Genomic DNA, 11,086 nt, shown 5'->3' with positions numbered 1-11,086 from the left:
AAAAGGTGAGGGGATGGCCGAAGAATTAAGATGGGTTTTAATTGTGATCAGTGTGTTTGTCATTGGTGGCTTATTAATACACGGTTTGTGGTCAGTAAGAAAAAAAGAGAATGCTGAACTCCCTGCAAGCGAGCGAGTTGAACCTGTTCAAGAGCAGCAGCCTTCATCTGTGCATACTGAGCCACAAGAGCCAACGTTAGCGCAGCGAGAAGAGCCACAAATGAGTGAGTTAAACTTCAGTGCTGATGAGCCACAAATAGATGTTAGCCCAGCTGATACAGCTATTGAAGATGACCTTGAAGTCGTAACCGAAGAGGCTGTTGATACACAACAAGACGCCCCTAAAGATGTTTCAGACTTTGTGATTGTGCATATTCAAATGCCAGAAGGACTGACCATGCAAGGCAGTAAATTACTGCCAGCAGTTAACACGCTAGGTTTTAAATATTCAGAAGAAGGCTTTTTTAATCGCCATCTAGACCCTGCAGGCCAAGGGCCGGTGTTATTTAGACTGGTAAATATGTATAACCCTGGCACGTTCGATATTGATAATATGGAACAGTTTAGTACCGCAGGCGTGAGCTTATTTATGACTCTACCATGTGATGGCGATGGCCTTGCTGCGTTTAATATGCTGCACAGCGCCGCTAAGAAGCTAGCAGATGAATTTGGAGCTGAAATCTTGGATGCTGAGCGAAACGAAATGACGGTAGAGCGTATTCGTCAATATGTTGAGCAGGTTCGCGCATTTTCTGCGTAATATACGCATAAGTTAAATTTTGTAAGCCACTGGGCGTTCACTCGTCAAAGTGGCTTTTTTTATGTTTTTGAGGTCTACATGGCAAGCAGCATTAGTGAGCAAATTAATCATCTTCGTACCACGCTTGAGCAACACAATTATAGTTATTATGTGCTTGATACACCCAGCATACCCGATGCCGAATATGATCGCTTATTACGTACTTTGAGCGAATTAGAAACCCAGCACCCTGAGTTTTTAACCGCCGATTCACCTACTCAAAAAGTAGGTGGGGCGGCGCTTGCCAAGTTTGAGCAAGTAGCACACCAAGTGCCTATGTTGTCGCTTGATAACGCTTTTGGTGAAGACGAATTCAATGGTTTTAATCGTCGTATTAAAGAGCGTTTAATGAGCACTGAAGAGCTTACATTTTGCTGTGAGCCTAAACTGGATGGCTTAGCGGTATCGATTATTTATCGCGATGGGGTATTAGTGCAAGCAGCGACTCGTGGCGATGGTTTTACTGGCGAAAATATTACTCAAAATGTAAAAACAATTCGCAATGTGCCATTAAAGTTACGCGGTGATGATTACCCGCGTGAGCTTGAAGTGCGCGGTGAAGTGTTTATGGATAGCGCGGGCTTTGAAAAATTAAATGCCGAAGCAGAAAAGCGCGGTGACAAAGTTTTTGTAAACCCACGTAATGCGGCAGCAGGCAGTTTACGCCAGCTCGACTCAAAAATTACCGCAAAACGGCCGCTGATGTTTTATGCCTACAGCACCGGATTGGTCGCCGATGGCACATTACCTGAAGATCATTACCAGCAACTTGCCAAGCTTACCGACTGGGGATTACCACTGTGTCCAGAAACAAAACTAGTTGAAGGCCCAAAGGCCGCGCTTGCCTATTATAATGATATTTTAACGCGCCGTAGCGAGCTAAAATATGAAATAGATGGCGTGGTAATAAAAGTAAATAAAAAAGCCCTACAAGAGCGCCTAGGCTTTGTTGCGCGTGCGCCGCGCTGGGCTATTGCTTATAAGTTTCCGGCACAAGAAGAAATAACACACTTACTAGACGTAGAGTTTCAAGTAGGGCGTACTGGGGCTATTACCCCTGTTGCGCGACTAGAGCCGGTATTTGTTGGTGGTGTTACGGTATCGAATGCAACGCTGCATAATGCTGATGAAATTGCCCGTTTAGGCGTAAAAGTGGGCGACACTGTGATTATTCGTCGCGCTGGGGATGTGATCCCACAAATTACCCAAGTAGTGCTTGAACAACGCCCAAGCGATGCAAAAGAGATTGTGTTTCCAACTATGTGCCCAATTTGTGACTCGCACGTTGAGCGGGTTGAAGGTGAAGCTGTTGCACGTTGTACAGGCGGCTTGGTATGTCAAGCACAGCGCAAACAAGCGATTAAACATTTTGCCTCACGTAAGGCTTTAGATATTGACGGCTTAGGCGACAAAATTGTTGATCAATTAGTTGACCGAGAGCTGATCAAAACCCCTGCTGATTTATTTATTTTAAAGCAGGGACACTTTGAATCACTTGAACGAATGGGACCAAAATCAGCAAAAAACTTAGTTGCGGCGCTTGATGATGCTAAAACCACTACCTTAGCAAAGTTTTTATATTCACTGGGTATTCGTGAAGTCGGTGAGGCCACAGCTCAGAATTTGGCTAATCACTTTTTAACGCTTGAAAACGTGATTGATGCCAGCATTGAACAACTAATAGAAGTAAGCGATGTAGGTGAAATAGTAGCGAAGCATGTTCGCGGCTTTTTTACTGAAGAGCATAACCTGACAGTGGTAAACGAATTAATAGCGCAAGGAGTAAACTGGCCACAGTTAACAGCGCCATCAGAGCAAGAACAGCCGCTAGCGGGTTTAACTTATGTGCTAACTGGGACGCTTAATACGCTTAATCGTAATGATGCAAAAGCGCGCCTACAACAATTAGGCGCCAAGGTTTCTGGCAGTGTTTCAGCAAAAACAGATGCCTTAGTGGCGGGCGAAAAGGCCGGCTCTAAGCTCACCAAAGCGCAAGAGCTTGGTATAGAAATACTGACAGAGGATGATTTAATTACTTTGTTAGAGACTCATAATGGCTAGTTTTACAAATATACTTAATACCTTGTTAATTGACCTAGGCCAATGGTTACAGGGCTATTTGCCGCATTTATCACTGCTTTTAATGGTGTGCTTAGTGTCGCTGTATGCGGATGACATTTTAAAGTTAACCAAAGGCGTCGTAGCTAGGCGCCACTTTATTATTAGGGTGGCGTGTTTTGTGTTGATAACTGCGTTTGGCTTTGGCTTGTTAGTGGTGTGGTTAAGCCCACTGCTAACTAAAGCTTTACTGTTTTTTGGCACTAAGTGGTTAGCGCTTACCTTATTAGTGGCATTTTTTATTTTGGGCACTATTGCCGATAGGAAAAATCAGTTGTGAGTCGATATGGGCCTGAATACTGGGATAAATATGGAAGCTATCGTACACCATTAGCGTTTCACTTGAGTATTTTAGTACTATTGCGCGCCTATTTTATTTGGGTAATAGCCGCGTTGAGTCGTCGACCTGAGCTTGATTTAATGTCATTGTTTTTTAGATCAAAAAATGACTTCTTCATTGCTATAGCGATCGGTGCTGTGGCAATTGTGCCCACTATCTTATTTTGTTTACGTAGGCCGCGGGATTCGCATCAAGCTACGCAACGCTTGGCACGTATTTGGCGGTATATGCGTTGGCCACTCATTGTATGTGCGTTAATTGATTTGTCGTGGTTGAGTATTCAAGCTGCCCACAGCCATTATCGCTTCTCACTATTTTTAGCTGTGCAAATGGTGATTGTATTATGGGTGTTGTGGTATTTGGCAAAAAGTCGTTATTTAAGTGTTTTTTTTAGTGATTGGCCTGAGCCGACAGAAAAAGCAACCGATAAAAAGTAAGCGAGATTATGCACAGTATTAATAAAAAAATAGCACAAGTAGTCGCTTTAATAGGGCTCGTTATTATAGCGTGTGGCTACTTTTTCTCTTTAGGTGAGCACACTTGGTTTAAAGTGGCGTTAATAATGTGGGCCGTGGTGCTTTGCTCATGTTGTTACCGGTTAACGCCATTATTTAAAATGCGCAATCCACTGCGTAATTTTATTCAACGCGATGCACAGCACTTGTTTGTTTTTAGTTTAACCGGGTTGTTTGATAAAAAAAATGGCCCACATTGGTTAGTCATCAGTAATATTGAGTTGATAGAAATAAGAAACGATGAACTAATAGTGCACAGTAATAATGACCGACAATTAAGCGTGTGCATTCCAGGTAGTCAAGCCCAATTACACGCTTATGTAAACCGTATACTTACAGCAACAGAAAAGCACACTATAGTCTTTAGATAGCGTTGATCGTGGTATTAGCCACAGGCGTAACAGACTATGGATAAATGACTACTAAATTTAAGCAAATTAATAACGCAATGAGGTTGTTATGTTGAAGTGGAACGATATTGTTAATTTTGCCAACCATGGCAATCAAACACCGGTTAGAAAAGTGGTTAAAACAGATCATCAATGGCGTGAACTGTTAAACGAAGAACAATATTACGTGACACGTAAAAAGGGCACAGAGCGACCAAATAGTTCAAGTAGTTGTACCTTGTTAGAGCCAGGTAAGTATGTGTGTGTTTGTTGTGACAACTTACTTTTTGATGCCGATGAAAAGTTTGATAGCGGCACCGGCTGGCCTTCATTTACCCAACCAGCGACAGAGGAAGCGATTGCTTATGTAATGGATAGCAGCCATGGTATGGAACGAGTTGAAGTTGTTTGTAATGTGTGTGATGCGCATTTAGGGCATATTTTCCCTGATGGCCCACTTCCTTCTGGCTTGCGCTACTGTGTAAACGCACTGGCAATGAAAAAGCTCTAGCTAATCTCTAGTTTCATTTCTTTAGCAATCTGAAGTAGTTTGTCGAACCGCTCTGATTGCTCTTCTGCTAAAGGTGATTTTTTTAATAGTTTAAAGCACTTTTGAGCTAATACACTATTGAAAGAATCACCATGTTTTTTTGATTTATCGACCAAACATTGTAACAAGTTAAGCGCAATACTTGGATTGTGTGGCATGACTCTAAAGGCTTGGCTAAATGCTTCTAAGGCAACATTCAATTGGCCACGCTCAAACTGTTTAACAGCATGATTATTAAGTTCTTTCGGCCCCATTTTAATATCACGTCTTTCACTTTGCTGTTGTTGTATATAACGCAAGTAGGTAGCGTCGCTTCTACTTGGGTGGCGCTCGCAATGATCTATAATATGGCTAAACAGGGCTTGCGCCTTTTGGTGAAAGCCTAGTTCATGTAGTGCTTTTGCTTTATCAAGGGCACCATCTACTGAACGTATCTGAGTATCGTTGTCATCAAGCTGCTCAATGAGCTGTTTCGCTTTTTTATGTTCATCTTTTAAATAATAAAGGCGCGCATTAAGTACATCAATTTGGGTTTGTGCGTTGCTGGTTGGAAACTGTGTTTTTAGTTCATTGATATATTTATTTGTTTGACGAGATATCCTGTTTATTTGGTCAGTTTGATCTGTGGTCAATGCAAAATCAATCCCAGCACGAGCGGCATTTAAATAAATATCTGGGCTATCATGCATAGAGTACTTAGCGTAAGTGGCAATATCTTTTTGAGTTAAGTAGCTGGTTTCATAATCTCTATTAATGAGCGATACGCTGTTCAATGATTTTTGACGATCTATGTTACGCGGGGCAATATGTGCCGCTTGACTTAAAAAGTCTTGTGCTAAATCAAATTGGTTTAGTTTTATCTCTAAACGGCCTAATAAGTCTAAGGCTATAAGTCGAGTTTCATTACGTTCAAGCATTGTTTTAAGCATACGCTGAGCTAAAATATGCTCATTGTTAGCGATTAAAGCTTCTACTAATCCTACTTTTGCCCACGCAAACTTTTGAATATTCAAAACTGATTTAAAAAAGTCTTTCGCTTCTTGGTTTTGCTTTAACGCCAGTAAAATATTACCTTTTAATCTAAGTAGAATAGGGCTGTATTTATTACTTTTTTCAAGTTGGGCATTAATTTGTTTTAGTGCTTTAGATTGGTTGTCGTCATCAATTAAAGTGTAAATGGCTTTTAAGTCGCTTTTACGTTTGAGAATACGTTCTATGCGCACTCTTAACTCTTGTACGGAAAACGGTTTTACTAAAAAGTCATCGGGTTGAAGTTCTAATACACTGTGTACTAATTCTCCGCTCGTTTCCGCAGATGTAAAAATAAACCCAGTAGAGTGTTTAATTAACGCTTTAGCCCGTAACTCTTCATAAAGCTGATAGCCATCTTGGCGTTTACTTAGATTAAAAGAGCAAATTACCAAGTCAAATTGTTCATGTAAGCATTGTTCTTTTGCCGCTAAGGCATGATCTGCAAAACGCATATGTCCAAAGCCAATTTTTTCGAGCGACTGTTTCATGTAGCTTTGAGCAAGAGGCTGCTCTTCTACAATCAGTATTTTTGCATCGTTAAAAATATTTTTAGACATTGGCTTAAGCGTTATTGAATTTAACACAGACTATAATCAACAGTTTAGACGCTTACAAGGTAATTTAAAGATTAGCCTCGAAGATGAGAGCTTATAAAGCAAATTAATTCTAAAGGTTTATATTTTTATCTTAAAAGAGCTAAAAACTCATTTAAAGGAAATGAATAGCAAGCGTAATAAAGTAAGTTTAAACAAAATGATTTTGGAGATAATAAAACTCGGAAGATAGATTTTTGCTATGTGATTGGTAATACTGATTTTTTGAAACCGAAAAATTGCTTGATAACGAATTTCTAAGTAGTAATTAATACTGAACTTGAACTTAAGGGGTGGATGATAATGAAAATCTAAATGGTGGGTAATACGGGACGGTTTATATTTTTGTAATATGCACCATTCTAAGAATGGTGGGTCGTACTGGACTTGAACCAGTGACCCTCGCCTTGTAAGGGCGATGCTCTCCCAACTGAGCTAACGACCCATATTACAAATTTACAACATGACTATTAACATAATAATAAGTTTTATATGTGGTGGGTGATACTGGACTTGAACCAGTGACCCTCGCCTTGTAAGGGCGATGCTCTCCCAACTGAGCTAATCACCCACATATAAATTAAAACGCGACTATTAAAATAAATAGTACTGGACTTTAACCAGTGAACGTCGCCGTTACTTGTAAATAGCGGTGATGCTCTCATTTTCTAACTGAGCTAATTACCCATTTAGATATATTGCAATATGCACCATTCTAGGAATGGTGGGTCGTACTGGACTTGAACCAGTGACCCTCGCCTTGTAAGGGCGATGCTCTCCCAACTGAGCTAACGACCCATATTACAACTTTAAAACATGACTATTAAAAGCTAATAGTACTGGACTTTAACCAGTGAACGTCGCCGTTACGTGTAAATAGCGGTGATGCTCTCATTTCTTGTAACTGAGCTAACGACCCATATTACAATTTAAACTATGCAACTATTTATATAATTTTGGTTTTATATGTGGTGGGTGATACTGGACTTGAACCAGTGACCCTCGCCTTGTAAGGGCGATGCTCTCCCAACTGAGCTAATCACCCACATATAAATCAAACGCAACTATTATAATAAATAGTACTGGACTTTAACCAGTGAACCTCACCGTTATTTTAAATAGCGGTAGTTCTCTCTTTTCTAATTGAGCAATGGCCCATATAGAATTTAGATACGACACATCAAAATGTGGTGGGTGATACTGGACTTGAACCAGTGACCCTCGCCTTGTAAGGGCGATGCTCTCCCAACTGAGCTAATCACCCGCATCTAAACAACATCACATTGCTGCGTTGTTGTGGGGCGCTATTATAGATAGAGTTGTAAATGTGTCAACACTTGAATGATAAAAATGTGCTGAATGAAGCTTTTATAATCAATACAATGTAAATAGTGTTCACTTTATCAACAAGGCAACATAAAACGAACAATAAGCATGCTTGGCTGGGTGCTAATGTAACTACATTTATATGCACTAGATAGGGCTATGTTGATCTTTAAGAGTGAAAATTCATTTAATTTAGGGGTAATTGACTTACCGAGTCAGGTTTACAACTAAATGATCAAAGTAAAGCTTTTGGGTTTAGCTCACCCGCTTTATTGTAAAAAGAGTTTACTATTATGTTCTTCAGTTATTTGAACCACTCATCTTAACAAGGTGGCTATTGTTTATCACAGTTAAGCTTTACAAATAGTACTTAATAAACTCAGTTACGGAAGAAGAGAGTTGACCCGTTTTAGGCAAAAAACAGTAGTAACTCAATTTGCATATAAATGTATACCCTTTGAGTCTGATGTTAAGAGGTACTTTTAGTATTATAAAGTCGTTATTCTCAACTCAAACGTAAATGTGGCGCACTTAACGTAACTCATGGTTACTAAATACTATGAAAATCTACTTTTTTGCATGTATGATAGCCAGTTTGTTGAAAATTAAACCATTTAAATAATGTCGCACAAAAAACTGTTGACTTTATTTTGGGGGGTGCATAGAATGCGCCCCGCACTAAGCGATACACGACGTGGTTATCACCGAGCGTATTGAGTAAGTTGGGGCTATAGCTCAGCTGGGAGAGCGCTTCGCTGGCAGCGAAGAGGTCTGCGGTTCGATCCCGCATAGCTCCACCAATTTTTAGTGTTTGTCCTAGGGTAGCAGTTTTCTGTGTCCCCATCGTCTAGAGGCCTAGGACACCGCCCTTTCACGGCGGTAACAGGGGTTCGAATCCCCTTGGGGACGCCACTTAACTTTTAGTTAAAGGCGGTTTTACCGAGAAAATAGCGTAACACATAAAGCCCGAGTCTTTATTTGTACTATTACGCCATTACCTTAAAAACTCAGGATGTGAGTTTAACTAATCAATTGTCCTAGTGACACATATTCTGTGTCCCCATCGTCTAGAGGCCTAGGACACCGCCCTTTCACGGCGGTAACAGGGGTTCGAATCCCCTTGGGGACGCCACTTACTTATTTTAAATAGGGAAGTGCAGTGTTATTAAGCAGCTCGCCTGAAACGAGTCAAACCATTCAGTTGTCCTAGTGACACAGAAAATATTTCTGAGAAGATAATGCCATTCGCCTCGCAGGCTCGGCTCATCCTACGCAGAAATAGCAAATCAGTGATTTGCAAACCAATTTCTGCGTCCCCATCGTCTAGAGGCCTAGGACACCGCCCTTTCACGGCGGTAACAGGGGTTCGAATCCCCTTGGGGACGCCACTTACTTATTTTAAATAGGGAAGTGTAGTGTTATTAAGCAACTCGCCTGAAACGAGTTAAACCATTCAGTTGTCCTAGTGACACAGGAAATGTTTCTGAGAAGATAATGCCATTCGCCTCGCAGGCTCGGCTCATCTTGCGCAGAAATAGCAAATCAGTGATTTGCAAACCAATTTCTGCGTCCCCATCGTCTAGAGGCCTAGGACACCGCCCTTTCACGGCGGTAACAGGGGTTCGAATCCCCTTGGGGACGCCACTTACTATTATATAGTAGGGTAGTGTTGTTAACGCTCGTCTGAATCGAGTCTAAACTTTCAGTTGTCCTAGTGACACTTTTTAGTGTCCCCATCGTCTAGAGGCCTAGGACACCGCCCTTTCACGGCGGTAACAGGGGTTCGAATCCCCTTGGGGACGCCACTTACTAATATTTAGTAGGGTAGTGTTGTTAAAGCTCGTCTGAACCGAGTCTAAACTTTCAGTTGTCCTAATGACACTTTTTTAGTGTCCCCATCGTCTAGAGGCCTAGGACACCGCCCTTTCACGGCGGTAACAGGGGTTCGAATCCCCTTGGGGACGCCACTTACTATTATATAGTAGGGTAGTGTTGTTAAAGCTCGTCTGAACCGAGTCTAAACTTTCAGTTGTCCTAGTGACACAGAAAATGTTTCTGAGAAGATAATGCCATTCGCCTCGCAGGCTCGGCTCATCTTACGCAGAAATAGCAAATCGGTTATTTGCAAACCAATTTCTGCGTCCCCATCGTCTAGAGGCCTAGGACACCGCCCTTTCACGGCGGTAACAGGGGTTCGAATCCCCTTGGGGACGCCACTTACTTTTTCTAAAGTAGGTATGTGTTATTAAGATTAAAAACTATATCTTCAAGTAGCTTTACGCTCGTCTATAAAATACCTTTATTAATTAAATGTTTAGGTTTATCAAAGCCTAAAATCACGATTTCCACTCAAGTATTATCCAAGCTCTTAAAAGAACTAATGAAAAGTATCTGTATTTTTTATTCAGGGCTTATAAATATTCTATTTGTTAACCTATATAAAACTTCCAAAGAATGAGGAGGATTTATGGCAAGTGGATGGGCGCGAGATGGCGCAATTCAAGATCAAATAGATGCAAGTGTTAATGATGCAGTGCAATACGCAAGAAACAACCTAATTTCAGGAGCGAGCGCTGAGCTTTGTGATGAGTGTGACGAGAGAATACCACAAGCAAGAAGGTTAGCGTTACCAGGCGTACGCTACTGCATTTCATGCCAAGCAGAATTAGAAGGGCTACCAAGTAATGCTAACGCGTTTAACCGCCGTGGTAGTAAAGACAGCCAACTGCGCTAATAGAAAAGCCGTAATTTGATATTTAATCTAATTACGGCTTTTTCAAAGTAATAAGTAATTCAAGCTTATTCTTATTAAAATGGTATTGATGAGCTAACGGATATGTTTATTAATTATTTCCATAACAGACTGTGAATTTTCAACCTGCTTGTTTAAAAATAGGTACACAGGGAATTCATTAATTTTATAAAACGTTAGCTCTAAATTAGGGTGTTTTTCTGTTTCGACCAAAGTGGGTGATTGATAGGCGAGTACACAATCGGCTCTTTTATATTGAAGGGCTTTAATTGCACTATAGTGATTTTGAGCCTTCAGCTCGATATTAAAACCGTTTTCTTCATTGAGTTGCTTTCTAGTGCCGTAGGTGTAACCCGACACCAGAATAAGTCTTAACGGCTTTAAGTCCTCCAAGTTATTTATTTTATAGCTATTGGCTAAACACACCGCCCCTAAAACAATATTATATATTGGCAAATCACTTTTCAAAAAGTCATCAGGGTTAGTTATAAAGCTCTCTATTACTGTAGAAAAGTCGACTCGACCTTGTTCAATATATAATTTGGTTTGTAGTGGTCAACTAATTTTGGCCACAGTTTTAGAATCTTGGTATCTAACCTCAGATTCATTTGGCGCTAAACCAGCATTATAATGATGTGGCCTAACGTTGTTGTAATATCCGTTGATATAATC

Annotated in this window: 9 protein-coding genes and 13 tRNA genes; 15 read left to right on the top strand and 7 right to left on the bottom strand. The window is 40.7% G+C overall.

Translation table 11 applies throughout. The features are described from left to right. Positions 1-13 precede the first annotated feature (13 nt). From zipA to msrB, 6 genes are all read left to right on the top strand, one after another. Positions 14-760 (top strand): cell division protein ZipA, encoded by a 747-nt coding sequence (gene zipA / locus BW139_RS15605; protein ID WP_054202488.1) that lies wholly within the window; start codon positions 14-16, stop codon positions 758-760. A 78-nt stretch (positions 761-838) separates the two neighbouring features. Next, on the top strand, positions 839-2,860 hold the full coding sequence (gene ligA / locus BW139_RS15600; RefSeq protein ID WP_076920277.1) for an NAD-dependent DNA ligase LigA: 2,022 nt from the start codon (positions 839-841) through the stop codon (positions 2,858-2,860). Beyond that, entirely contained in the window at positions 2,853-3,197 is a 345-nt protein-coding gene (locus BW139_RS15595; RefSeq protein WP_008115215.1) for a DUF3392 family protein, read from the top strand. Before ligA ends, BW139_RS15595 begins: the two co-directional genes overlap by 8 nt. Next, complete coding sequence (locus BW139_RS15590) at positions 3,194-3,694, top strand: DUF2919 domain-containing protein (RefSeq protein ID WP_076920276.1); 501 nt, start codon at positions 3,194-3,196, stop codon at positions 3,692-3,694. Before BW139_RS15595 ends, BW139_RS15590 begins: the two co-directional genes overlap by 4 nt. An 8-nt stretch (positions 3,695-3,702) precedes the next feature. Continuing rightward, on the top strand, positions 3,703-4,143 hold the full coding sequence (locus BW139_RS15585; protein ID WP_076920275.1) for a hypothetical protein: 441 nt from the start codon (positions 3,703-3,705) through the stop codon (positions 4,141-4,143). 88 nt (positions 4,144-4,231) lie between these two features. Next, positions 4,232-4,672, top strand: coding sequence for a peptide-methionine (R)-S-oxide reductase MsrB (gene msrB, locus BW139_RS15580; RefSeq protein ID WP_076920274.1), 441 nt, complete (start codon positions 4,232-4,234; stop codon positions 4,670-4,672). Here the strand turns inward: msrB and BW139_RS15575 are convergent. The 6 genes from BW139_RS15575 to BW139_RS15545 all read right to left on the bottom strand — a co-directional run bounded on the left by BW139_RS15575 (position 4,669) and on the right by BW139_RS15545 (position 7,600). Continuing rightward, the gene (locus BW139_RS15575) at positions 4,669-6,300 is read right to left on the bottom strand and encodes a response regulator (protein ID WP_076920296.1); all 1,632 of its coding nucleotides are present in this window, start codon (positions 6,298-6,300) and stop codon (positions 4,669-4,671) included. The two genes, msrB and BW139_RS15575, sit on opposite strands and share 4 nt — an antisense overlap. 405 nt (positions 6,301-6,705) lie before the next feature. Continuing rightward, positions 6,706-6,781, bottom strand: a tRNA-Val gene (locus tag BW139_RS15565). A 50-nt stretch (positions 6,782-6,831) separates the two neighbouring features. Further along, positions 6,832-6,907, bottom strand: a tRNA-Val gene (locus tag BW139_RS15560). Between the two features lie 151 nt (positions 6,908-7,058). After that, positions 7,059-7,134, bottom strand: a tRNA-Val gene (locus BW139_RS15555). Between the two features lie 171 nt (positions 7,135-7,305). Then, a tRNA-Val gene (locus tag BW139_RS15550) sits at positions 7,306-7,381 on the bottom strand. 143 nt (positions 7,382-7,524) lie between these two features. After that, positions 7,525-7,600: transfer RNA gene (locus BW139_RS15545), tRNA-Val, on the bottom strand. A gap of 786 nt (positions 7,601-8,386) precedes the next feature. On the opposite strand from BW139_RS15545, the gene BW139_RS15540 reads away from it, so the two are divergent. The 9 genes from BW139_RS15540 (at position 8,387) to BW139_RS15500 (ending at position 10,396) form a co-directional block, all read left to right on the top strand. Beyond that, positions 8,387-8,462 (top strand) — tRNA-Ala (locus BW139_RS15540). A 36-nt stretch (positions 8,463-8,498) separates the two neighbouring features. After that, positions 8,499-8,574, top strand: a tRNA-Glu gene (locus BW139_RS15535). A gap of 144 nt (positions 8,575-8,718) precedes the next feature. Continuing rightward, positions 8,719-8,794 (top strand) — tRNA-Glu (locus tag BW139_RS15530). Positions 8,795-8,974: 180 nt separating this feature from the next. Further along, positions 8,975-9,050: transfer RNA gene (locus BW139_RS15525), tRNA-Glu, on the top strand. Positions 9,051-9,230: 180 nt separating this feature from the next. Further along, positions 9,231-9,306, top strand: a tRNA-Glu gene (locus BW139_RS15520). Between the two features lie 85 nt (positions 9,307-9,391). Then, positions 9,392-9,467 (top strand) — tRNA-Glu (locus BW139_RS15515). A gap of 86 nt (positions 9,468-9,553) precedes the next feature. Next, positions 9,554-9,629: transfer RNA gene (locus BW139_RS15510), tRNA-Glu, on the top strand. A 173-nt stretch (positions 9,630-9,802) separates the two neighbouring features. Beyond that, positions 9,803-9,878: transfer RNA gene (locus BW139_RS15505), tRNA-Glu, on the top strand. Positions 9,879-10,129: 251 nt separating this feature from the next. After that, complete coding sequence (locus tag BW139_RS15500) at positions 10,130-10,396, top strand: DksA/TraR family C4-type zinc finger protein (RefSeq protein WP_076920273.1); 267 nt, start codon at positions 10,130-10,132, stop codon at positions 10,394-10,396. A 93-nt stretch (positions 10,397-10,489) separates the two neighbouring features. Here the strand turns inward: BW139_RS15500 and BW139_RS15495 are convergent, their stop codons facing one another. After that, the gene (locus BW139_RS15495) at positions 10,490-10,774 is read right to left on the bottom strand and encodes a hypothetical protein (protein WP_139336341.1); all 285 of its coding nucleotides are present in this window, start codon (positions 10,772-10,774) and stop codon (positions 10,490-10,492) included. Positions 10,775-11,086: the final 312 nt, after the last annotated feature.

It is taken from the genome of Pseudoalteromonas sp. SK18, from assembly GCF_001974855.1.
GTDB lineage: Bacteria > Pseudomonadota > Gammaproteobacteria > Enterobacterales > Alteromonadaceae > Pseudoalteromonas.
The sequence above is the reverse complement of the archived record's forward strand: the minus strand, read 5'-3'. Positions and strand labels throughout refer to the sequence as shown.